The organism is Paraburkholderia sp. BL9I2N2 (assembly GCF_004339745.1).
Classification (GTDB): domain Bacteria; phylum Pseudomonadota; class Gammaproteobacteria; order Burkholderiales; family Burkholderiaceae; genus Paraburkholderia.
Genome location: NZ_SMGP01000002.1, coordinates 1,357,061 through 1,381,002, shown reverse-complemented (window position 1 = coordinate 1,381,002; position 23,942 = coordinate 1,357,061). Strand labels below are relative to the sequence as shown.

The window sequence follows — 23,942 nt, the reverse complement described above, 5'->3', positions numbered from 1 at the left end:
GGCAAATTACAGGAGACAAGTCACGTGAGTACCAAGACGGCGCATGCATTCGGCTTTCTGCATCGCTATAACAAAGATCTCTATGCGGGCGCCCTGATGCTCGTCCTCGGTCTCGGCTCGATCTATGCCGGACTTGGCTATAACGTGGGCAGCCTGAGTCACATGGGCTCGGGATTCTTCCCTGTGGCAGTGGGGACCGTTCTCGTCCTGTGCGGCATCGCGATCGCATTTTCTGCCAAAGCCCCGGACCCCCATGCCACTGCGCAACCAGCGCTTCGGCCCGAATGGCGCGCCTGGTGCTGCATCGTGATGGGCATCGCCGCCTTCGTCGTGCTGGGCCGATACGGCGGCCTGTTACCCGCCACCTTCGCGATCGTGTTCATCTCGGCACTCGGCGACCGGGACAACACCTGGGTGAGCGCGCTCATTCTCGCCGCCGCGATGTGTGCGATCTGCACCGTCGTGTTCTGGTGGGCTTTGAAACTGCAGTTTCCATTGCTGTCCTGGGGTTGAATCATGATGGGGCAATCTCTGTTGGACTTGATGCAGGGTTTCGGCGTGGCGCTTCAGCCCCACAATCTGATGTGGTCGTTCGTCGGCGTGTTGATCGGCAACCTGATCGGTGTGCTGCCGGGCATGGGCGCGTTGTCGGCCATTTCCATGTTGCTGCCGCTGACCTATACGATGCATCCGATTCCCGCAATCCTGATGCTGGCGGGCATCTTCTACGGTTCTCAATACGGCGGCGCGATCGGTGCGATCCTGCTCAATCTGCCATGTCATCCGCCGCACGCCGTGACCTGCCTGGACGGTTATCCCATGACCAGACAGAACAAAGGCGGCACGGCACTGGGCATCGCCATGCTGGCTTCTTTTTTCGCGGCGTCGTTCGGCATCGTTGTGATGGTTTTCGCCTCGCCGCTACTGGTCAGCGTGGCTTTCAAGTTCGGGCCGGCCGAACTGTTTTCGATCATGCTGCTGGGCTTGCTGGCCGGCGGCACCATGTCCCGGGGCTCGGCGCTCAAGGGAGTGGCGATGACGGCGGTGGGACTGTTGATCGGCATTGCCGGTACCGACGTGAACAGCGGCGTGATGCGCCTGACCTTCGGTCTGCCACAGCTTTCCGACAAGGTCGAGCTGGTGGCGCTGGCGCTCGGCCTGTTCGGTGTGGCGGAATTCTTGCGCAACGTCAATCGCATGGAGTCGGTGGGTAGCGGCACGAAGGTACGCTTGCGCGACATGCGACCCAGCATGGCCGAACTCAGGCAAGCGTTCTTGCCGATGGTGCGCGGTACGTTCATCGGTACGTTGTTCGGCGCGATGCCGGGCACCGGCCCTACCATCACCACATTCCTCGCTTATGCGGCCGAGAAAAAGCTCTCCAGGTCACCTGAACGGTTCGGCCGCGGCGCTCTCGAGGGCGTCGCTGCGCCGGAGGCCGCATCGCATTCCAAGACCCAGGTGGACTTCATTCCAACCATGAGTCTGGGCATTCCGGGCGACGCCGTGATGGCGCTGATCCTCGGCGCGCTGTTGATCCAGGGTATCCAGCCAGGTCCGCAACTGATCACCGAGCACGCCGACCTGTTCTGGGGGCTCATCGCCAGCTTCTGGATCGGCAATGTCCTGCTGGTGATTCTGAACGTGCCGCTGATCGGCGTCTGGGTGAAGCTGCTGCGGGTGCCTTATCGCTATCTGTATCCGTCGGCACTGTTTTTCATTGCGGTGGGCGTGTACAGCACCAACAACAGTCTGTTCGAGGTTGGCGAAGTACTGGTGTTCGGAGTAGTCGGCGCCATCTTCGCCGCGCTTGATTTTCAGGTCGCGCCGATCCTGCTCGGTTATGTGCTCGGACCTATGGTCGAAGAGTATTTCCGGCGCGCGATGCTGTTGTCGCGCGGAGACCTGGCTGTCTTCATCGACCGCCCGATCAGCGCTTTTTTCATCGCGTGCAGTGCTCTGCTCATACTGGTGCAACTGTATTTTTGGGTGCGCGGCATGAAAAAACGCGCGGCCCAGCGCCGCTCATTACACGCGACGAAACCAGCCACCGTCACCGACAGCAATCTGGTGTGAGTTTCGTAAATTGGTTGTAATTGGTTCATCGAATTATTGATTTACGCCGTTTGCTTCCCTAAAAAATGCAGAATGAGTCAGCTAAGCGAGGCGGGTAGCGCTTGTAACGTGGTTTATTTTGGGATATATTAAAACCAAATGTAACCAATAGGAGATTTGATGCGCTTTGCTTCCCTGGTTATCGACCGGCGTCCCGCCCCGGTCGTCATCGCCGACGACCTGCAACGCTTCGTCGAGGTTCGTCACCTTCTGCCCGGCTTTGACGGCGACATGATCGATCTCATTGCCCAGGTTCCGCTGCCGGACCAGCAGTTCGCCGCCGCCGTGCAACGCACTGATCGCTGGCAAGCCGTCGATACCCACGAACTGCTCGCCCCGCTCGAGGTGCGCCGTAACATCTTCTGCGTCGGCAAGAACTATCACGAACATGCAAGAGAGTTCAGCCAATCCGGGTTTGACACATCCGCCCAGCAAGGCGAGCTCGCTCCGCCCGCGCCCGTCGTGTTCACCAAGCCCGCTTCTACCGTGGTCGCGCATCGCGCCACCGTCAAAGCCTTCGAGCACCTCACGTCCCAACTCGACTACGAAGTCGAACTCGCCGTCGTCATCGGCAAGCCCGGCAGAGGCATTTCCAAGGCCGATGCCCTTCAGCACGTGTGGGGCTACACCATCGTCAACGACTTCACAGCGCGCGACCTCCAGCAAAAGCATCGTCAGTGGTTCATCGGCAAGTCATTGGATACGTTCTGTCCGATGGGCCCGTACCTGGTTTCCGCCCACGGTATCGATAGCGCCAACCTGAACGTGCGTTGCTGGATCAACGACGAACTGCGCCAGAACGCCAACACCAAAGACCTCATCTTCGATATCCCAACTATCATCGAAACCCTTTCGGCCGGCATGACTTTGCTGCCCGGCGACGTCATCGCCACCGGCACCCCCGCCGGCGTCGGCATCGGCTTCAAGCCCCCCAGGTTCCTCAAGAAGGGCGATGTCATGAAGCTCGAGATCGATCACCTCGGCTCCCTCGTCAATACCATTGGATAAATAGCACCCGGCATCTTTTTCAATGACCAAGGCGCTCGCGTGGACCACGTCGGGCGAGCGCCCCTGTACTGCGGCATGCAGTGCGGATGCGGACTATAAATACCAGGAGGCACGTAATGAACATTCGTTGGAGCACTCGCTCCTTTCGCCGGCGTATGGGCCATGCCCTGACGCTTGGCGTACTGGCGTCGACATCGATCGCGAGCTTTGCCGCCGACGACTATCCGAGCCGGCCGGTCACCATCATCGTGCCATTCGCGGCGGGTGGTTCCGCCGACGTATATGCACGCATCGTCGCGCAACAACTCAGCGCTCAATTGAAGCAGTCGTTCATCGTCGACGACCGGCCCGGCGCGGGCGCTATCATCGGCACCGAGTATGTGGCGCAGTCGAAGCCCGATGGTTATACGCTGCTGCTGATCTCCAACACGCACACCGTCAACGAAACGCTCTACACGAGGAAGCCGTTCAAGCTGATGAGCGATTTCGTGCCGGTGGCGCCGATCAATTCTTCCGACCTGGTGCTGGTGACACGGCCGGGGTTGGGGGTCAATAACGTCGCCGACCTGATCAAGCTGGCGAGGAGCGAACCAGGCAAACTGTCATATGCCTCGTCCGGTTACGGCACGCCTTATCACATGGCCGGCGAGCTGTTCAAACAAATGGCCGGCGTCTCGATCCTGCATGTGCCCTATAAGGGCAGCTCGAATGCGCGTACCGACGTAATCGGCGGCCAGGTCGACATGATGTTCGATGCCACCACCACCATGGCGGGCTTTATCAGCAGCGGCAAGGCCAAGGCGCTGGCCACCACCGGCACGGTGCGTTCGGACCTGCTGCCCAATCTCCCAACCGTCGATCAATCCGGGGTGCCGAAGTACAACGCCGTGATCTGGCTCGGCCTGATGGCGCCCAAAGGCACGCCGCCCGCAGTGGTCGACAAGCTCAACGCCACGCTGACCCGGATCGTCGCCACTCCGCAGATCAAGGCGTCGTGGCAGAAACAGGGCGCCGACACGATGTCGATGAATCCGGCCCAGTTCACGCAATTCATGAACGACGACATAAAAAAATGGGCGCAGGTAGTCAAGGTTTCGGGTGCGAAGGTCGACCAGTGACCATGGCCACGACTACGCGCATTCCGATTACGGTCAATGGGACCGGGCACGGGTTCGAGCTGGACGGCGACACACGCCTGCTCGATGTGCTTCGCGATGAGCTGAAGCTCAAAGGCACGCGTTTCGGCTGCGGGGAAAACCAGTGCGGCGCGTGTCTCGTCCTGGTCGACGGTTTTGCTGTGGCGTCATGCGACACGCCGCTGTGGGCGCTGGCGGGCAAGCAGGTGACCACGGTCGAAGGTTTGGGCAGCCGGGCGGCACCGCATCGCTTGCAGCGGGCGTTCATTGCCGAGCAAGCCGGGCAATGCGGCTACTGCAGCTCGGGCATGCTGATCGCAGCGGCGGCCCTGCTCGAACGCTGTCCGCACCCGACAGACGCCCAGATTCGAGAGGCACTTGACCGCAATCTGTGCCGGTGCGGCAGCCACAATCGCATCGTGCGCGCAGTGCTGCGTGCCGCGTCGTCATCGTGAACCCTCTCACCGTCGTGTCCACCGAAGCGACAGGCGTACCGGTCAGCGAGCGGCCGCAGAGTCTGCGCGCCAATCCTTGCCTTGGCGCGTGGCTGCGATTCTCCAGTGCAGGATACGTCGAAGTGCTGTCGGGCAAGGTCGAGATCGGCCAGGGTATCGTCACGGCGCTCGCGCAGATCGTTGCCGAAGAACTGGACGTCGGGATCGACCAGATTCGCATGCGCCCGGCCAACACAGCGGCGAGCCCTGACGAGGCTGTCACCTCCGGGAGTCTTTCGATACAACACTCCGGCACCGCGTTGCGACACGCCTGCGCGCACGCGCGCGCCTTGCTGCTCGAACGTGCTGCGCGCGTGCTGCAAGTGTCGACGGACCTGGTGCACCAATTCGTGGTGAAGCGCGGTGAAATCAAGGCGCCTCACGGCGGTCTCGCGAGTTATTGGGCCATCGCCGGCGAGGTTCAATTCGACGTTGATATCGACTGCACGATTGCCGTGAAAGCAGCCGCCGCCTATACCATCGCGGGCGCGCCGGTGCCGCGCGACGATCTCGCGGATAAATTCCTGGCGGTTCCGCGCTTCATCCAGGATATCGAACTGCCGGGCATGCTGCATGGACGCATGCTGCGTCCGGGCTCGCGTGCGACGACCCTGCTCTCGCTCGACGATGGCCCAGCACGCGCGGTGTCGGGCGTGGTGCAAGTGATACGCGACGGCTCGCTGGTGGGCGTGCTGGCCACATCGCAGCGCGCCGCTGTCGAAGCCATTGACAAGCTGCGCCGGCACGCCCGCTGGCAGCGTAGCGAGCCCCTTCCGGAACAACAGAAGCTGAGCGTCTGGTTGAAGCAGCAACCAGTGGAAACCACCGTAGTGGCTGAGCGGCAAAGCGCCGCCCCCGATGTGGCACGCACTTTGAAGATGAGCTGCGAAAAGCCGTTCCTGGCGCATGCTTCGATTGGCCCCTCGTGCGCATTGGCTCGATTCGACGGCGAACGCCTGGAGGTGTGGAGTCATAGTCAGGGCATCTTCAATCTGCGCGCCGACCTGGCGTTGAGCTTCGGCATGGCGGTATCGGCCGTGGTGGTGCAGCACGCGGAAGGCGCCGGCTGTTATGGGCACAACGCGGCCGACGACGTCGCATACGATGCCGCGTGGCTGGCGCGCGCCGCACGCGGCCAGCCTGTCCGAGTCCAGTGGAGCAGGGCCGACGAGCTGGCATGGGCGCCGTACGGCCCGGCCATGGTGATCGAACTCGAAGCTGATCTCGATGCGAGCGACCGCGTGGTCGGTTGGCGTCATAGTGTCTGGAGCAACGGCCATGGCACGCGGCCGGGTCGCGGCAACACCCCCGCGCTGCTGGGCGCCTGGCATCTCGAGACGCCGTTCGAAGCGCCCGCGGCAGTCAATCCCCCGCTGCACGCGGGTGGGGGTGCCGAGCGTAATGCGGTGCCGCTCTACGACTTTCCCGCGTGGAACATCGTGAATCACCGGGTGCTGGGCATGCCGCTGCGAACCTCGTCGTTGCGTTCGTTAGGGGCATTTGCCAACGTGTTCGCGCTTGAGTCGTTTGTCGACGACCTGGCCGAAGCCACCGCCAGCGAACCGCTCGAATGGCGCCTGCGGCATTTGTCCGACCCCCGCGCCCGGGCCGTGCTGCAGCGCGCGGCGCTGCGAGCCGGCTGGCACGAACGGGATAAGCAGGAAGGCATCGGCTATGGCATTGCCGTGGCACGGTACAAAAATTCCGGTGCGTACTGCGCGGTGGTGGCGCGCATCGAAGCAGGCGCGCAGATCGTGGTCACCAGACTGAACATCGCCGTGGACGTGGGCACCGTCATCAACCCCGACGGCGTCGCCAACCAGATCGAGGGCGGTGCCATACAGGCTGTGAGCTGGACCTTGAAAGAAGAAGTGCGATTCGACCGGCAACGCGTCACCAGCGATAGTTGGGAAACCTATCCGATCTTGCGGTTCACGGAAGTGCCCGCTGTCGAGGTCGATATCGTGCCGTCGAACGCACCTGCTTGTGGGGCGGGCGAGGCATCGTTGGGTCCGACCGCGGCGGCCATCGGTAATGCGGTACGCGATGCCCTTGGCGTAAGAGTAACCAGCCTGCCTTTGAGCGCCGAGCGAATCATCGCGGCATTCGACCAGTAATCCAATCAGACAGGAGTCGCTATAACCATGGAATTGAAAATATTGAGCGCCGGCGCGGCCAAAGGTATTGTCCAGGCCCTGGCGGAAGAATTCCGCTCGAGCACGGGTGCCAGTCTCAACGGCACCTTCGGCGCGGTCCACGCGATCCGGGAAAAACTGGACGCCGACGAGCCTTGCGACGTCATCATCCTGACCGGGAAAATGATCGCGGACCTGGACCAGACGGGACGCGTGGAATCCGCTTCGCGCGCCGAGTTAGGACGTGTCGAAACCGGCATTGCAGTGCGCACCGGCGAACCGCTTCCGGCCATCGCCGACGGTGAGCAATTGAGCGCCAGTTTGAAACGCTCGAAAGGGGTCTACTTTCCCGACCCGCTACGTGCCACCGCCGGCATTCATTTCGTTACTGTGTTGCGGAAGATGGGTATTTACGAGAATGTCGAGCCGTTCTTCCGGTCTTTTCCGAGCGGCGCAGTGGCTATGGCGAACCTGGCGCAAAGCGGCGAACCGGGACTGATCGGCTGTACGCAGGTGACCGAGATCTTGTATACCCAGGGCGTTTCGCTGGTCGGGCTGTTGCCCAAGGAATTCGAACTGTCGACGCTCTATTCGGCAGCCGTCAGCAGCAAGGCCGCGAACCCGGAATTGGCACGCGCCTTCGTCCAGTTCCTCACCGGCGGCGAGACCCGGACGCTTCGCGCATCTAGCGGATTCAATGTTTAGTTTGCTGCGCATGAGCGTTCCAGGCACCCGGTAACGACGTGCCGCTCATCATGGCGTGCCGCTGAGACTGAGATTGATTCAAGCGGCAGTCGATACGGAGGAAAAATTCAGAAAAGAATTATATGTAATTCAACATATTAATTAGTAGTGCATATGCAGTAAAAAAATTGACAACCACATACCAAAGAGAATGGAGGTGATAGTGAAAAAATCGCTACTAGCATTGCCGATACTGGCTGTTTGTGCGACGCACGCGAACGCGCAGAGCAGTGTCACGCTGTACGGGCTTCTTGATGAAGGCTTGATGCTCAACACCAACGCCAAGAACGTAGTCAACGGAAAGAATGTCGGCGGCCGTCAGTTTCAGGTAGATTCCAACTCGGGTCTGCAAGGTAGCCGGTGGGGCTTGAAAGGTTCCGAGGATCTGGGCGGCGGGCTGAAGGCGATCTTCACGCTGGAATCCGGTATCAACGTCAGCAACGGCGCGTTTGGCCAGGGCAACACGGCTTTCGGCCGCCAGGCGTTTGTGGGCATTTCCAGCGCGAGCTACGGCACGGTCACGTTGGGCCGGCAGTACGACAGCGTCAATGATTACATCGGCAGCTATGGCTTCGCGCTCTCGTATGGCGGGTCGAGCACCGAACACCCGGGCGACATCGACAACGTCAACCACTCCTCACGCGCGAACAACACGATCAAATACGCGAGCCCCAATTTCCGCGGCTTGCAGTTCGGCGGCACGGTCTCGTTGGGCGGCATCGCCGGTGAAATATCGCAGTCGAGCGGCTATACATTGGGTGCGAACTATAACCACGGCGGCATCGGCTTAGGCGTCGCGTACGAGTACTTCAAGAACCCGTCCGCAGCGGGCGCCATTTTGAACGGCAACGTGAACGCGACGACTTTCAACTCGTTGAATTCCGGCTATCTCGGGGCGAGACCCGCGAATTCGTTGCAGATCATCGCCGCGGCCGGCAACTATCAGATCGGGCCGGCGTTGATCGGCGCGGTGTATTCGAACACGAAATACCAGAATATCGGTGCGTTCGGCGGCGCGACGGCGACCTTCAACGACTTCGAATTGAACGCGTCCTATCGGTTCACGCCGGCGCTGCTTCTGGCGGGTGAGTACAACTACACGAAGGGCAATGCAGTGCGCGGAGACATTGGCGACCAGAAGTACAATCAGTTCTCGCTGTTGCTGGACTACCTTCTGTCGAAGCGCACGGACGTCTACATGGAAGGCACGTTCCAAACGGCAAGCGGCACGAGTTCGACGGGCGCGGCGGCGGTGGCGGACATCGGCTCTCTCGGCGATTCGTCGAACAACCATCAGCTCGTCGCCCGGGTCGGGATGCGCCACAGGTTCTGACGTCGTAGCGTGGCGGCGCGCAAGCCTCGGCAGCGACACCCGTGGAGCATCGCAGGGTGTGCGTCAAAGGCGCATGGCCGCCGCGATTGTGGCGGTCATTGTCATGAGTGTCGTTGCCACACCGACGCACAGCAGAATCGGGCACTCCGATGCCGGGGCGACTCGCCGCATAAAATTAGTTATCCCGATACACTGTGTGCGTTCGAGCGTATGCCGTTCGATAACCTGACAATGCCGTACTCGGCGATGCTCACCGGAGCACTTTCTTATGAAGACGAAAGCAGGACTTCTGCTTGCGATTGTGTTGGTTTACGATGCAGTCCGCTCACGCGGCGGATCTGGTGATTTTCTCCGCGGCTGCGATGAAAGGCGCACTGGAGAACCTGCCCGAACACTATCTGGCTGCAACGGGCGATCACGTGCGCCTCATTTACGGCACCGCGGGACAGGTGCGTGACCGGGCAATATCGGGGCAGGCGTTCGACCTCGTCATCGTCCCACCCGAGCCTCTCGCCAAACTGACCGAGCAAGATCTTGTCAGGAAGGGTTCACAGGTCGATGTCGCGCGCGTGCGGCTCGGAGTCGCGGTCAAAGCCGGTGCCGCGTTGCCCGCGATCAACGACGACCCGGCGTTCACGAGGGCCTTGCTCGATGCCCCTTCGATCGGCATGGCCGACCCCGCCACCGGCGCTACCTCGGGCATTTATCTGGCCCGGTTGATTGACCGCCTCGGAATTGGCGGCACAGTGGCTCCCAAGGTCAAATATTATCCGGAAGGGCAAACCGCGATGGAAGCGATGGCACGAGGCGAGGTGTCCCTCGGATTGGGCCAGACCAGCGAAATCAAGCCCGTGCATGGAGTCACCCTCGTCGGGCCGATCCCGGAAGATTTGCAACTCGTGACGACCTACGCAGCGGGCATAGGTACAAAGAGCGAGCATCCGGATGCAGCGCAAAAAGCTGCTTTCCTATCTCACCGGACCGGCAGTGCAAACGTCTTTGAAGGCGAACGGATTCGACCTCGTCGCACCTACTAATTGACTCATTCCGTACCACGGCACACGCCCATGGAGTCGAGACAAACGGGAGTGTTGCCCAGGCTCGACGGTACGAGCACAAGGACTAGTAACGTCTCAATTCTCATAATCGGGAAAAAACAATGAGCAACACGAAAGACACGCAGCAGAGGGTCCAGCGACGCCGTTTGCTGCAAGGCGCGGCGCTAACATTGATGGCCACGGCAGTGCCGCTCTCCGCTAACGCGGCGGCGCCGCGGATCATTGCCGAAGATCACTGGGCGCAGAAAGGTGCGGTGAAACTGTATCTGTATCGCAAGCGACTCGCGGACGACCGCAACGCAAGTTCCGGCCCGAAGCCTGTGTTATTCCTCGTGCACGGGTCGTCGTTTTCGGGCCGCGGGGGCTTCGATCTGCAAGTGCCGGGCACGGAGAACTACTCGTTCATGGACGAGTTTGCTCGCTACGGCTTCGACGTCTGGACCATGGACCATGAAAACTACGGCCGCTCGTCGCAGACGGATTCGAACTCCGATGTCCGCTCCGGTGTCGAGGACCTGAAAGCCGCAATGCCGGTGGTCGAAAAGGTGACTGGCCAAAAAACGTTCATGTTCTATGGTCAGTCGTCCGGCGCCCTCCGGCTGGGCGTCTTTGCGATGGAAGAGCCGGACCGCGTGGAGCGCATGGTCCTGGATGCAATCACCTATACGGGCGAGGGCGCGCCGGAAATCATGAGGCGGCGCGCGAACATCGCGGCACTCGAGGCCAGCGATTCCCGTCCAACCTCGCAAGCGAGCTTCGATGCCATCTTCGCCCGCGACGACCCGTCGACGGTCGATCCCAAAGTACCGAAGGCATTGGGCGACTATGAACTCAAGCTCACCAATCGGACGCCGAACGGCACCTACATCGATATGGCGATTCATATGCCGATGGTCGATCCGAAACGGCTGCAGTGTCCCGTCTGCATGACGAGAGCCGAGCACGACGGCAATGCGACCGATGCGGAACTGCTCGATTTCTTTTCGCAGTTGCCGAACAAGGACAAGCAGTTCTGCGAGATCAAGGGAGTGGCTCACATCGCGGTGCTGGGCATCAATCGGCATCGTATCTGGCATGCGATGCATGCCTTCTACACGATGCCTCCGCAGCGTTCAGCCTGACGTAAACGAGAGCGTGCAAAAGTTGGGGAGGACCGCTCGACTATCTGGATGCCGCACCACTTCGTGTGCGGTACGCAGATCAGTCGGGCCACGTTCTCGTGAGCGCCGACTGTCGTCGCGGGCGGTGGCTGTCCGTCAGAACTTGTGCCGCATGCCCACACGAAGCACGACCTGATGATTGTCGCTCGATGGCGTCACGCCGTTGATCGCTGCAACCGCCGCACTTCCCGTCGAGTCCGTACCGGAAGCCTTCTGGTAGATTCCGACGAAATAGACATCCGTGCGCCTCGAAAGGAAATAGTCAGCGCCGAGTTGGGCCTGATGATAGGTCGCGCCATCCCGGCCGTTTACCGAGCTGCCCTTCGTGTAATCGTAGGCGGCACCCACGAGGAATGCAGGCGTGATCTGATATTTGAAGTTCGCTTCGACGTTGTTGAAGATCGCCGTGCCGCGATTGCCGAATGGATTAGGTCCCGAGCCGCCGCCATCGAGATTGTCGAAACGCGTATTCGAATAGGTGCCGCCGAACGTGGCCGCGCCAAACGTGTACGCACCGCCCGCCGCATAGACTTCCTGCGTGCGCGCATCGGCAAAGCCGGAGAACACGGGCGATGCAATGTTGTTCAACGTCGCGAGCGGCGCCGAGCCGGTCGTGTTCGCGAGCACGCTGGTGCCGTAGAACGAGGTGTTCGGATTGCGGATGTTCAGATAGCCGACGCCAAGCCCGAGCGGCCCGTTGTAGTAAGAGCCGCCGAGCGACCAGATCTGATTCTGACTGAAATTACCCGCTACGCCGCCAGGACTGTAGACGCCGCCGAACGTGAAGCCGCCGTAGTTGTTGCTCGTATATTTGATCGCGTTGTTGACCCGGTTCGAGTTGTTGATGTTATCCAGGTCGCCTGGGTGCGCGGTGTAAAAGCCGCCCCATTGATCGCCCACTTCGAACAGGCCAACATAGTCCACCACGGAATCATATTGACGCCCAAGCGTCACCGTCCCATAACGCGTGGCCAGTCCGACGTATAACTGACGACCGAATTCAAGCCCACCCTGGCCGAGTTTGCCGCTGCTCAGATCCATGCCGCCTTCAAGCAGGAAAACCGCTTTCATGCCGCCGCCCAGATCCTCGCTACCGCGCAATCCCCAGCGGCTCGCCTGAATCTCGCCGCTCACCATGCTGTACTGGCGCGCGCCGTGTGAGTTGTTATTGAAGGTCAGCCCTTCGTCGACGATCCCGTAAAGCGTAACGCTGCTCTGCGCCTGTGCGATAGCCGCGTGCGTTCCAAGCGCACCAATTACTCCCGCAATGCAAAGTGACTTTTTCATCCTGTTTCCAGACTGTATCGTTGACGTCGAGTCCCTCGGTGCGAAACCAGGGGTGGATTTCACGGTCATGATTTGCCGGCCGCGAGGCATGCTACAAAGCAGGCATCCTAAAGAAACGAAATCGAGCGCATAGCCACATGAATCCGTTTCGCTTTCTTTACACCGGCCTTCGATAGCGCCTTCGCGTCCAGATCGATTTCCGGTTGCGACGAAAATTAAGCAGCCTATTTTGTCTTGTCAATGGAACATTTGACGCGGTAAATGTCCTATTGGCGCGTAAAGCGTTGAAGCTTCTGCGAAGTTCGTCAGTTGGGTGTTTTCCCCATGGAACAAGCCACCGCGCAACTTGTTCTATCGTTCATTCAGTCTCGTCCAGCAAACTGTCCGCTCTGATGGAGGGAGCGGATCATCGAGCTTGCACGTTCCTTACTGCAAGCCAGTTGCTTCCGTCGGTGTTTACGAGGTAGAACAATCTTTATTTTCCAGTTTGTTCTATTGACCCGACATTACGACACTTCTAGAGTGAGCCTCATGGAAACCACCTTACCCCTGCCGAAATATCACCAGATCTACCTGGTGCTGCGCGAGCAACTTCAGGAAGGACGCTTCGACGAAGAAGGCGTGCCCGGCGAACATCTGCTCGCTGAACAGTTCGCAGTCGCGCGCATTACGATTCGCAAGGCAATGGAGATGCTGGTGGCGGACGGACTGGTCACACGCCGGCCGGGCGTGGGGACGTGGCCGCAGCGTATCGATACGGGGAAAAAGCAGGGCAATGCGAAAGCCGCACCGGTTTCGCGCGAGAAAGCGCACCTCACCGGCCTGCTCGAGAACATCGTGAATATGGGGTTGCGTACCACGGTCGAAGTGATAGACAGCACGGAAGTGCTCGCTTCGGACGCGATCGCGGAGGCGCTGCATCTGTCTGTCGGCGATGCTGTCTACAAGAGTATCCGGGTTCGCAGCACGTCGGCGGGACCGGTGTCGTTCATCACGACACACGTGCCCAAAGCCGTCGCCGAAATCAACCGCCGCGACCTCAAGCGCAAGCCCTTGCTGATGCTGCTGGAGGAAGCGGGCGTGCAGCTCGGCGGCGCGACGCAAACCATTTCGGCGCGCCTCGCCGACGCCGTGGTTGCGCGCCATCTCGACGTCGCGGTCGGCTCGGCGTTGCTCGCCGTGACGCGTCTCGTGCGCGACACCGACGAACGGCCGGTGCAATTGCTCCAGGGTCTGTACCGGCCCGATCGCTATCAGTATCAGTTGCAGCTCTCTCGGATTGGCGACATCGACGCCAAGGTCTGGGTCAGCGAGGAACTGTCCGCCACCTTCAACTAACGCAATCCTACGGAGATCGCATGAGTTCGCGTCGCACTTTCCTGCGTCGGTCCACCGCCGCCGCGGCACTGGTTGCAGCACCTTGGGTCGCTCGTGCCGCGAGCGCGAAGAGCATCAGGATCGGCGTGCTGCATCCCGTCACGGGAGCGTTGGCCTATTCGGGGCAGCAATGCCGGCTGGGCGCTTTGCTGGCCATCGAGGACATCAACAACGCCGGCGGCATCAAGTCGCAAGGCGGCGCGCTCATCGAGGCGGTGCTGGGCGACGCGCAATCGCGGCCCGAGGCGGGCGCCGCCGAGGTCGAGAGAATGAACGAGGCGGGCGTGACGGCGATCGTCGGCGCCTATGCATCGGCGATCTGTCTCACCACGACCCAGACGGCCGCGAAGTACGGCTTGCCGCATGTGGTCGATGTCGGCGTCGCCGATCAGATCGTCGAGCGCGGACTCACGAATACGTTTCGCTTCGGTCCCGGCTATCGGATGTGCAGCCAGCGCGCGGTCGACAACCTCAATACGTTGAATACCGACGCGGGCAAACCGGCCAGAACGGTAATGATCGTGCACGAAGAATCGCTGTTCGGCGCCGGCACGGCTGCGCTGCTCAGCAGCGAGTTGCCCAAGTACGGTTTTCGAAATCAAGGAAGTCATCAAGCATCCGAATCCGACGCGCGACTTCAACAACATCGTGCTACGCATGCGCGCGGTCAATCCCGACATCGTGATTCCCGCCAACTATTACAACGAATACGCGCTGTTGCTGCGCGCGATGAAACAGCAGAACGTGCGCCCCAAAGCGATCTATTCGGTATTGGGCGGGGCCGCATCGAGCTATAAGTTTCTGAAGGAGTTTCCGGATATCGCGGACGGCATCATCGATTGCAATCACTGGTTCAATCCGAAGGATGCGCGTGTTGCGCCGTTGCGCAAAACGGGTCGAAGCGAAGGGCGCGTACTTCTCATATGAAGTGTTCATGACCTACACCGCAATGATGCTGCTCGCCGACGCACTGGAGCGCGCGAAATCCGCCGACCGCGCCGCCGTCAATGCGGCGCTTGCCTCGAGCGCTTTCAAGGATCACATGATGCCGTATGGTCCGACGCATTTCGTCAACGGTCAGAACACCGGCGCGCAACCGCTTCTCACTCAGGTGGTCGGCAACGATATCAAGGTCGTGCTGCCGCCGGCCTATCGCGAAGTGGCGCCGCAGTTTCCGCTCAAGAGCTGAGGCAGCGCATGTTCGATCCGGTGATTCTCTTCTCCGCGCTGCTCGACGGACTGACAACGGGTGCGGTCTATGCGCTCATCGCGCTCGGTCTCACACTGATTTACGGCGTGCTGCACATCATCAACTTCGCGCACGGCGCGGCGTTGATGATCGCGCTGTATGCGGTCTATCTGCTGAAGGAACGGCTCGGCATCGATCCGTATCTGGCGCTGCCGGTGGTGACACTCGGCATGTTCGCATTCGGCTACGCACTGCAGCGCTGCGTGATCAATCGCGCGAGTCACGGCAAGGACGAAAACATTTTGCTGGTCACGCTCGGTCTGTCGATCGTGTTGGAGAATCTGGCGCTCGTGTGGTTCCACTCCGATACGCGCAACATCGAGACGTCCTATACGCTCGCGACGGTCGCTATCGGTCCCGCAATGATCGCGTTGCCAAAGGTCATCGGTTTTTTCGGCGCGCTGGTGGTGGCGGCCGCGCTCTTTCTCGTGATCCGCATGACCGATCTGGGCCGCGCGATTCGCGCCGTGTCGCGCGAGAAGCACGGTGCGAAGCTGATGGGTATCGATGTCGACAAGGTCTATGCGCTGTCGTTCGGCATCGGCATGGCGTGTGTCGGCGCGGCGGCCTGTTTTCTGTTGCCAAGCTATTACGTCAATCCGCAGGTCGGCAACGGCTTCGTGCTGGTCGCGTTCACGATCGTCGTGCTGGGCGGCATGGGCAGCTTCGCGGGCGCATTGATCGGCGGTCTGCTCATCGGCGTGGTCGAGTCGCTTGGCGGCCTGTGGTTCGGTGATTCGCTGGGTCAGATGGGCATCTTCGCGATTTTCATTGTCGTGCTGCTGATGCGTCCGCAAGGGCTGTTCGGAGTGAGGACCTAAGTGATGCGCGACGTTCGTTCGATCCTTGTTTTCGGCGTCCTGGCGGCCGCGCTTGCGAGCTTGCTGCAGTCGGGCGTATGGCTCACCTTCCTGATGATGTCGCTGTACGCCGTGTTGCTGGCGCAATCATGGAACATCCTCGGCGGCTACGGCGGTCAATTGTCATTCGGACATGCGTTGTTCTTCGGCGTCGGCGCATACACGCAGGCGATCGCGCAATTGAGTTGGGGCTGGAATCCGTGGCTCGCGTTGCCGCTCGCCATCGCCTTCGGCGTGATCGCCGGGCTGGTGGTCGGCGCGCTCGCGTTTCGCGGCGGCCTCAAGGGTTCGTACTTCGCGCTCGTGACGCTGGCCTTCGCCGAGGTCGCGCGCATTGTCGCGGTGTCGGTGCCGTTCACGGGCGGCGGCGTCGGACTGATGGTGCCGCTGCATGCGAGCGCCGCGAACCTGCAGTTCGGCACGCGGCGCGGCTATGTGTTCCTGCTGCTGGCATTCGTCATGATGGCGCTGGCCGTCACCGCATGGTTGCGGCATTCGCGCTTCGGCGCCTATCTGCAGGCGGTGCGCGACAACGAGAGCGCCGCGCGGGCAATCGGCGTCAATCCCGTGCGCGTGAAGCTGGGCGCCATTGCGCTGTCCGCGGCATTCATGAGCGCAGCGGGCGTGTGCTATGTGCAGATGTTCCAGTATATCGACGCCGATATCGCGTTCGGCCCGGCGAGATCGATCGAAGCGCTGGTCGGCGTGATCGTCGGCGGCGTGGGCACATTGTGGGGACCGGTGCTCGGCGCGGCGCTGCTCTATGTATTGGGCGAGTTGACCCGCAACCTGTTCGGCGAGTTGCCCGGCATCAGCATGGTGATCTATGGCGTGGTGCTGGTCGTGATCGTGATGTTCCTCCCGCGCGGAATCACGGGCGCGGGCGCGTCGGTGCGGCGCATGACCGGCCTGCCCGCGACGTCGAAGCGCAGCGGCAAGCGCAAGGAGGAAGCCCATGTCTGAAGCGCTGTTGCAAGCCCGTGGTCTGTCGATCACGTTCGGCGGTCTGAAGGCCGTGCAGGACGTCAGCCTCGATGTCCTGCCCAATACACTCACGGCGCTCGTCGGACCGAACGGCGCGGGCAAGACCACGCTGTTCGCGTTGCTGTCGGGCTTTCTGCGACCCGGCGCGGGCCGCGTGCAGTACCTGGGCCGCGACATTACCGGCATGGCACCGCACGAGTCCGCGCGGCTCGGTTTGACGCGCACGTTCCAGATCGTGCAGCCGTTCGGCGCGCAGACGGTCCGCGAGAATATCGCGGTCGGCGCGCATCTGCATCTGCCTGGGCGGCGCGAGGCCCTGGCGGCGGCACAGGAAGTCGCCGCGCGCGTGAACCTGCACGACCGGCTCGACCAGCCCGCGGCGGACCTGACCGTCGGTGGCCGCAAACGTCTCGAACTGGCACGCGCGCTCGCCACCAAACCGCGTTTGCTGTTGCTGGATGAAGTGCTCGCGGGCCTGAATCCAAGCGAAATCGACGAAATGATTCCGGTGATTCGCGGTCTCGTCGATAGCGGCGTGACGGTGCTGATGATCGAACACGTCATGCGCGCCGTGATGAGCCTTGCCGAACATGTGTGGGTGCTCGCGCAAGGCCGCCTGATCGCTGGAGGCACGCCGCGCGAGGTGACATCCGATAGCGCCGTGATCGAGGCGTATCTCGGTCAGGGCACAGCCGAACGGCTGGCGCGCGAAGGAGGGCATTCATGAGCGCATTGCTCGAAGTGGATGGGCTTCATACGGGATACGGCCGAACCGAAGTGTTGCGCGGCGTCGATCTTCGTGTCGGCGAAGGCGAGATCGTCGTGCTGCTCGGCAGCAATGGCGTCGGCAAGACGACGCTGAACAACACGGTGTGCGGAATCAATGCCGTTTGGCAGGGTGCCGTGCGCTTCGACGGGCACGAGTTGACGGGCCGGCACTATCGCGCCGTCGTGAAAGCCGGCCTGATTCAGGTGCCCGAAGGCCGGCGGATTTTCCCGAATCTGAGCGTGCGCGAAAACCTGGAGCTTGGCGCGTTTTTACGCGGCAAGCCGAATCGCGCCCGCAACCTCGCGCGCATGCTGGAGACCTTTCCGCGTCTCGGCGAACGCATCGATCAGCCGGCGGGCACGATGTCGGGCGGCGAGCAGCAGATGCTGGCGATCGGGCGCGGCCTGATGGCCGAGCCGCGCCTGCTGATTCTGGACGAACCGTCGCTCGGTCTGTCGCCGTTGATGGTCGAAGAGATGTTTGCGCTGATCGCGCGCTTGCAGGGCGAAGGGCTCGCGATCCTGCTGGTCGAGCAGAACGTCGTGCAGTCGCTCGAAACCGGGCAGCGCGGGTATGTGCTGGAGAACGGGCTCGTCCGTTACTCCGGCACGTGCGCGGAATTGATGGCCAGCGACGAATTGCGTCGCGCGTATCTGGGGATGTAGTCAATGCCAGTAGCACAAACGCTTGCACAAAAACTGATTGCGGCGGCCTGCGGGCGGCCGGAAGTGGAAGTCGGGGAAATCGTCACCTGCAACGTGGATCTCGCCATGTTTCATGATTCGAGCGGTCCGCGGCGCCTGAAGCCCATGCTCGAACAACTCGGCGCGTCGTTGTGGGACAAGTCGAAAGTCGTGCTCGTGATCGACCACTATGTACCCGAGACCGACGACGAATCGCGCCGCATCGTGCACATCGCGCGCGATTGGGCGGTGGCGCAGCAGCTGCCGAACGTCTACGACGGCGTCGGCATCTGCCACGTCGTCTTGCCGGAACGCGGCCACCTGCGGCCGGGCATGTTCTGCGTCGGCGGCGACTCGCATTCGCCGACGGGCGGCGCATTCGGCGCGTACATGTTCGGCATCGGCAGCACCGAGATGCTCGGCGTCGCGGTGTCGGGGCAAATCTGGGTCAAGGTGCCGCGCACGTTGCGGATGAACTGGCGGCAGCGCCTCGCGCAGGGCGTCACGGCGAAAGACATGATGCTGCATATGATCGGCCGCTTCGGCATGAATGGCGGCCGCTACCAGGCCGTCGAATTTTGCGGCGAGGCCGTGACGGCGCTGTCGATGCAGGAGCGCATGACGTTGTCGAACATGAGTGCGGAACTCGGTGCGCAAGTCGGCCTGATTGCGCCGGATTCGGTGACGGCCGACTATTTGCGCGCTGCCGGCGTGCAGGACGACATCGACCTCGCCCGCTGGCAAGGCGATCCGCAAGCGGAGGCCGAGACGCACGATTTCGATGCCGCGCGGCTCGCGCCTCAGGTGGCCGCGCCGCACAGCCCGGCGAATACGCGTGACGTTGGCGCATACGGCGATGTGGCTATCGACGTCGCCTATATCGGCGCTTGCACGGGCGCGAAGCTGGAGGACTTGCGGGCGGCGGCGAGCGTGCTGCGTGGTCATCGCATCGCGAGCGGCGTGCAACTCGTCGTCGCTCCCGCGAGCGTGCGCGATCGGGAGCAGGCCGCGCGCGAAGGCGTGATGGCCGTGCTGGAACAGGCGGGCGCCCAACTGCTGGCGACCACGTGCGGCGCGTGCGCCGGTTACGGCGGTTCGATCCCCGAAAACAGCACGGTGATTTCGAGTACCGCGCGCAACTTCAAGGGACGCATGGGCGCGGCGTCGGCGCGGGTTTATCTGGGCTCGCCTTATACCGTCGCGGCGTCTGCATTGCGCGGGCGCATTACCGATCCGCGCGAGGTGCTGGCATGAGCGAACGTCCGACCAACCCGCCGCAAGCCGTGCATGGAGAGACGTCCGCTGCGCATCGCGTCTGGCGCGTCGGCGCGGATATCGATACCGATGCGCTCGCGCCCGGCGCGTACATGAAATTCGGTATCGACGAAATCGCGCGACACTGTCTGGAGATTGCGCGCCCCGACTTCGCGGCGGGCGTGCAGCCGGGCGACGTGCTCGTGGCCGGGCCGAACTTCGGCATCGGCTCGTCGCGCGAACAGGCGGCGGCCGCGCTGGTGCACCTCGGCGTGCGGGCCGTGATCGCGCCGGCATTCAACGGCCTCTATTTCCGCAACGCGTTCAACGTCGGCCTGTTGCTGCTCACATGTGCTGACGCCGGATCCATCGACGAAGGCGAGCACATCGCGATCGACCCGCGCGCGGGCCGCATCCGCCGCGCCGATGGCGTCGAACTGACGTGCGAGCCGGTGCCCGCGTTTCTGCTCGACGTGGTGGAGGCGGGAGGTCTGCTCAACCTGCTCAAGCAGCGTTACCCCACATCCAACGGAGTCACCTCATGCTAGATCCCGTCACGCTGGCGGTCCTCAAAGGGCGACTGGAACAGATCGCCGACGAAATGGACGCGACGCTCTACCGCAGCGCGTTCAATCCGATCATCGCGGAAGCGCACGACGCCTGTCACGGCATCTACGACGCGCTGTCGGGCGCGACGCTGGTGCAGGGCAAGTCCGGCCTGCCCGTGTTCGTCGGCGCGATGGCGTTCGCGGTGCGGGCGGCGATCCGCGTCGCGGGCGAGCGCGGCGGCATGGTCGATGGCGACGTCTGGCTGTTCAACGACCCGTATGAAGGCGGCACGCACGCCAACGACTTCAAGCTGGTGCGGCCCGTGTTTCGCGATGGCAAGCTGTTTTGCTTCCTGGCGTCGGCCGCGCACTGGCACGATGTCGGCGGCGCGGTGCCCGGCAATTACAATCCCGCCGCCACCGAATGCTGGCAGGAAGCCGTGCAGATTCCGCCCGTGCGTATCGTGCGGCGCGGCGAACTCGATGCCGACGTGCTCGCCATCCTGCAGGCCAACACGCGCCTGCCCGACAGCCTGTGGGGCGACCTCAACGGCCAGCTCGCGGCGCTCGAACTGGGCGCGCGTCGCCTGGGCAGCTTGCTCGACGACTACAGCGACGCTACCGTGCTCGAAGCGCTCGCACTGCTGCGCGAGCGCGCCGTCAAGCTGATGCGCTCGCACGTGGCGGCGCTGCCGGACGGCGACTACGCGTTCGACGACATGCTCGACAACGACGGCGTGCGCGACGAGCCGCTGAAGATCGCGTTGCGCATGCGCGTGGCGGGCGACACGTTGACGCTCGATTTCACCGGCACGTCGCCCGCCTGCGCCGGGCCGGTGAACATTTCGCGCGCCACGGCGATTGCCGCGTGCTATGTCGCGCTCAAGCATCTCTTTCCCGACGTGCCCGCCAATGCCGGCGTACTGGACGCCGTGTCGTTCGTGCTGCCGGACGGACTGCTGATCTCGGCGGACCGGCCGCGCCCCGTCGGCGGCTACACCGAAACGATCCTGCGCATGATCGACGTGATCTTCTGCGCGATGGCGCAGGCCGCGCCGGAACTGGCGATGGCCCAGGCGTACGGCACCATCAACGCGCTGTCGATCGCCGGGCATCGCAGCGAGGGCGCGCGCAAGGGCCAGCGCTGGGTGATGTTCAGTTTCTTCGGTGGCGGCCATGGCGGCCATTCGCAAGGCGACGGTCTGAGTCACGGCAATGCGCCGATCTCGACGGCGACCATTCCGCCGCTCGAGATTCTCGAAGCCGCGTATCCGGTGCGTTTCACGCAGTGGGCGTTGCGTCCTGACTCGGGCGGCGACGGCACCTATCGCGGCGGTCTCGGCGCGATCTACGAAATCGAACTGCTCGAACATGAGGCCGAAGCGTTCATTTTCGGTGAACGCGGACGCTCGGCTCCACAAGGTATCGCGGGCGGCGAGGCGTCCGTGCCCAACGTGTTCCGCTATCAGCAGGACGGTGCATGGCACACGCCGCCGATGGCGTCGAAGATGCTCGGCATTCGCCTGAAGCGCGGCGAACGGGTGCGCCTCGAAACGCCAGGCGGCGGCGGTTACGGCGCGCCGTCCGGGCGTGACGATGCCGCCCGCAAGCGCGATTCGGCAATGGGTTATGTGACGACAGCTCGGAAGGAGCAACAGGTATGAAGGCGGCTGCACACGGTTCAATCGTCGTCGGTGTCGACGTGGGGGGCACGTTCACCGATCTGTTCGTGCTCGACGAAAAAGCGGGCACGGCGCGCGTCGTCAAGGTGCCGTCCACGCGAGGCGAGGAAGCGCGCGGCTTCATGAACGGCATCGAACGCATCGGCGCGCCCGGCGACGACGCAGGCGAACACGGCGCCGGCGCGATCGCGACGATCGTGCACGGCACCACGGTCGGCACGAACGCCTTGCTCGAACGCAAGGTGGCGCGCACGGGCATCATTACGACGGCAGGCTTTCGCGACGTGCTCGAAATGCGCCGCCGCGACCGCCCGCGCACCTGGGGCTTGCGCGGCAGCTTCGAGCCTGTGGTGCCGCGCGATCTTCGCCTCGAAGTGAACGAACGCGTGCTGGCCGACGGCACCTTGCACACGCCGGTGGATCTCGCGCAGGTGCGGGCGGCGGCGCGTGATCTGCTCGAACGCGGCTGCGAAGCGGTGTGCGTCTTCTTTATCAATGCCTACGCGAATCCGCTCAACGAAGCGCAAGCCGTCGAGGCGGTGCGCGCGATCTGGCCGAACGCGAACGTGACGGCGGCAACCGAGGTGCTGCCCGAAATCCGCGAATTCGAACGATGCTCGACAGCCACGTTGAACGCCGCGTTGCAGCCGGTGGTCGGCGGCTATCTGACGCGCCTCGAAGGCGATCTGAAGGCGCATGGTTTTCGCGGCGAACTGCTGGTCGTGCAGAGCAACGGCGGCATCATGTCGCGCCAGACCGCGTGCGACGTGCCGGTGCGCACGGCGCTGTCGGGTCCGGCTGCGGGTGTGATCGCGTGCGCCGCAATCGGGCGTGCGGCGGGCTATCCGAACCTCGTGACGGGCGACATGGGCGGCACGTCGTTCGATGTGTCGCTGGTGGCGAACGGCGAAGCATCGTTGTCCGCGCAGACGTCGATCGACTTCGGCATGGTGGTGCGCGCGCCGATGATCCAGATCGAGACGATCGGCGCGGGCGGCGGCTCGATCGCGTCGGTCGATGCGGGCGGCCTGCTGCAGGTCGGTCCCGAATCGGCGGGTAGCGTGCCGGGGCCGGCGTGCTACGGACGCGGCAATCTGCGCCCAACGGTGACCGATGCCAACGTGCTGCTCGGACGCATCGCGGCGGATCGTCCTTTGGGCGGCGGCCTGCTGGCACAGATGGACGTCGGCAAGGCGCACGAGGCGATCAGCGAACACGTCGGCGCGCCGCTCGGGCTGAATGCCCACGCGGCGGCCGAGGCGATCCTGACGGTCGCCAATGCGAAGATGGCGGGCGCGATCCGGCTGGTGTCGATCGAGCGTGGCCACGATCCACGCGAGTTCGCGTACATGCCGTTCGGCGGCGGTGGCGCGTTGCATGTGTGCGCGATGATGCGCGAAGTCGGCACCACGACGGGCATCGTGCCGCGCTTCCCCGGCGTGACGTCGGCCATCGGCTGCGTGATCGCCGACATGCGGCACGACGCGGTGCAGACGCTCAATCGCGCGCTCGCCGATCTCGATGTCGAAGACTTGCGCGCGCGCGTCGCCGGCATGGCCGACGCGTGCCAGGCGCGGCTCGACTCCGCCGGTGTCGCGTTCGAAGCGGTGCGCGAAAGTATCGAACTCGACATGCTCTACGTCGGGCAAAGCCATACGGTGCGCGTGGAAGTGCCGCGCGATGCGCTGGAACGCGCCGACATCGGCGCGGCTTTCGAAGCGGCCTATCGCGCGGCCTATGGGCGCGCGCTGGGCGGCATCGCGGTGCGCATCCTGAACCTGCGCTATGCGCGTATCGGTGTGCGGCCCAAGTTCGATCTGGCGGTGCTCGCGCCGAAAGCCACGGCGATGCCGCCATCGCTTGGTACGCAAGCCGTTTTCCACGCGGGGAAATGGTGGGACGCAACGCGCTTTGCACGCCTCGATCTGCCGGTGGATGCAACGGTCGACGGTCCCGCGATTCTCGAGCAGGGGGATACGACGATCTGGCTCGAACCCGGATTCAGCGGGCGCGTCGATGCGCTCGGCAATCTGTTGATCACACGCAAGCCGGACTAAGGAGCCGCA

General features: G+C 62.8%; 20 protein-coding genes and 1 pseudogene. 20 read left to right on the top strand and 1 reads right to left on the bottom strand.

All coding sequences use genetic code 11. From position 1 onward, the window contains the following. Nucleotides 1-96: 96 nt before the first annotated feature. From B0G74_RS28110 to B0G74_RS28065, 10 genes are all read left to right on the top strand, one after another. Nucleotides 97-513, top strand: a complete 417-nt coding sequence (locus B0G74_RS28110) for a tripartite tricarboxylate transporter TctB family protein (protein ID WP_132379432.1) — start codon at nucleotides 97-99, stop codon at nucleotides 511-513. Between the two features lie 3 nt (nucleotides 514-516). After that, nucleotides 517-2,076, top strand: a complete 1,560-nt coding sequence (locus B0G74_RS28105; protein WP_132378408.1) for a tripartite tricarboxylate transporter permease — start codon at nucleotides 517-519, stop codon at nucleotides 2,074-2,076. A 159-nt stretch (nucleotides 2,077-2,235) separates the two neighbouring features. After that, nucleotides 2,236-3,123 (top strand): fumarylacetoacetate hydrolase family protein, encoded by an 888-nt coding sequence (locus B0G74_RS28100; RefSeq protein ID WP_132378406.1) that lies wholly within the window; start codon nucleotides 2,236-2,238, stop codon nucleotides 3,121-3,123. Nucleotides 3,124-3,239: 116 nt separating this feature from the next. Further along, nucleotides 3,240-4,241, top strand: coding sequence for a tripartite tricarboxylate transporter substrate binding protein (locus tag B0G74_RS28095; RefSeq protein ID WP_243658320.1), 1,002 nt, complete (start codon nucleotides 3,240-3,242; stop codon nucleotides 4,239-4,241). 2 nt (nucleotides 4,242-4,243) lie between these two features. Next, nucleotides 4,244-4,714: a (2Fe-2S)-binding protein gene (locus B0G74_RS28090; RefSeq protein ID WP_132378404.1), complete on the top strand. Its 471-nt coding sequence runs from the start codon at nucleotides 4,244-4,246 to the stop codon at nucleotides 4,712-4,714. Further along, entirely contained in the window at nucleotides 4,711-6,870 is a 2,160-nt protein-coding gene (locus B0G74_RS28085; protein WP_207915710.1) for a molybdopterin cofactor-binding domain-containing protein, read from the top strand. The genes B0G74_RS28090 and B0G74_RS28085 overlap by 4 nt, the downstream gene beginning before the upstream one ends. 27 nt (nucleotides 6,871-6,897) lie before the next feature. Then, a complete protein-coding gene (locus tag B0G74_RS28080; RefSeq protein ID WP_132378402.1) occupies nucleotides 6,898-7,593 on the top strand; it encodes a substrate-binding domain-containing protein in 696 nt (231 codons plus the stop codon). A gap of 202 nt (nucleotides 7,594-7,795) precedes the next feature. Then, nucleotides 7,796-8,965 carry a porin gene (locus tag B0G74_RS28075; protein WP_132378400.1) on the top strand — a complete coding sequence of 390 codons (1,170 nt, stop codon included), beginning with the start codon at nucleotides 7,796-7,798 and terminating at the stop codon, nucleotides 8,963-8,965. A gap of 314 nt (nucleotides 8,966-9,279) precedes the next feature. Continuing rightward, entirely contained in the window at nucleotides 9,280-10,002 is a 723-nt protein-coding gene (locus tag B0G74_RS28070) for a substrate-binding domain-containing protein (RefSeq protein WP_132378398.1), read from the top strand. A gap of 122 nt (nucleotides 10,003-10,124) precedes the next feature. Further along, entirely contained in the window at nucleotides 10,125-11,144 is a 1,020-nt protein-coding gene (locus B0G74_RS28065; RefSeq protein ID WP_132378396.1) for an alpha/beta fold hydrolase, read from the top strand. A gap of 135 nt (nucleotides 11,145-11,279) precedes the next feature. Here B0G74_RS28065 and B0G74_RS28060 read toward each other — a convergent pair whose 3' ends face one another. Continuing rightward, on the bottom strand, nucleotides 11,280-12,470 hold the full coding sequence (locus B0G74_RS28060; RefSeq protein WP_132378394.1) for a porin: 1,191 nt from the start codon (nucleotides 12,468-12,470) through the stop codon (nucleotides 11,280-11,282). Nucleotides 12,471-13,001: 531 nt separating this feature from the next. Here B0G74_RS28060 and B0G74_RS28055 point away from each other — a divergent pair. The 10 genes and pseudogenes from B0G74_RS28055 (at nucleotide 13,002) to B0G74_RS28010 (ending at nucleotide 23,933) form a co-directional block, all read left to right on the top strand. Continuing rightward, a complete protein-coding gene (locus B0G74_RS28055; protein WP_132378392.1) occupies nucleotides 13,002-13,808 on the top strand; it encodes a GntR family transcriptional regulator in 807 nt (268 codons plus the stop codon). Nucleotides 13,809-13,828: 20 nt separating this feature from the next. Further along, nucleotides 13,829-15,036: pseudogene (locus B0G74_RS28050) on the top strand (ABC transporter substrate-binding protein). 8 nt (nucleotides 15,037-15,044) lie between these two features. Next, nucleotides 15,045-15,917, top strand: coding sequence for a branched-chain amino acid ABC transporter permease (locus tag B0G74_RS28045; protein WP_132378390.1), 873 nt, complete (start codon nucleotides 15,045-15,047; stop codon nucleotides 15,915-15,917). A gap of 3 nt (nucleotides 15,918-15,920) precedes the next feature. Continuing rightward, the gene (locus B0G74_RS28040) at nucleotides 15,921-16,919 is read left to right on the top strand and encodes a branched-chain amino acid ABC transporter permease (RefSeq protein WP_132378388.1); all 999 of its coding nucleotides are present in this window, start codon (nucleotides 15,921-15,923) and stop codon (nucleotides 16,917-16,919) included. Further along, nucleotides 16,912-17,667, top strand: coding sequence for an ABC transporter ATP-binding protein (locus tag B0G74_RS28035; RefSeq protein ID WP_132378386.1), 756 nt, complete (start codon nucleotides 16,912-16,914; stop codon nucleotides 17,665-17,667). The genes B0G74_RS28040 and B0G74_RS28035 overlap by 8 nt, the downstream gene beginning before the upstream one ends. Further along, nucleotides 17,664-18,374 (top strand): ABC transporter ATP-binding protein, encoded by a 711-nt coding sequence (locus B0G74_RS28030; RefSeq protein WP_132378384.1) that lies wholly within the window; start codon nucleotides 17,664-17,666, stop codon nucleotides 18,372-18,374. Before B0G74_RS28035 ends, B0G74_RS28030 begins: the two co-directional genes overlap by 4 nt. 3 nt (nucleotides 18,375-18,377) lie before the next feature. Next, nucleotides 18,378-19,646 (top strand): 3-isopropylmalate dehydratase large subunit, encoded by a 1,269-nt coding sequence (locus tag B0G74_RS28025; RefSeq protein WP_132378382.1) that lies wholly within the window; start codon nucleotides 18,378-18,380, stop codon nucleotides 19,644-19,646. Beyond that, a complete protein-coding gene (locus B0G74_RS28020; protein ID WP_132378381.1) occupies nucleotides 19,643-20,194 on the top strand; it encodes a 3-isopropylmalate dehydratase in 552 nt (183 codons plus the stop codon). Before B0G74_RS28025 ends, B0G74_RS28020 begins: the two co-directional genes overlap by 4 nt. Further along, nucleotides 20,188-21,858, top strand: coding sequence for a hydantoinase B/oxoprolinase family protein (locus B0G74_RS28015; protein ID WP_132378379.1), 1,671 nt, complete (start codon nucleotides 20,188-20,190; stop codon nucleotides 21,856-21,858). Before B0G74_RS28020 ends, B0G74_RS28015 begins: the two co-directional genes overlap by 7 nt. Continuing rightward, entirely contained in the window at nucleotides 21,855-23,933 is a 2,079-nt protein-coding gene (locus B0G74_RS28010; RefSeq protein ID WP_132378377.1) for a hydantoinase/oxoprolinase family protein, read from the top strand. Before B0G74_RS28015 ends, B0G74_RS28010 begins: the two co-directional genes overlap by 4 nt. Nucleotides 23,934-23,942 lie beyond the last annotated feature (9 nt).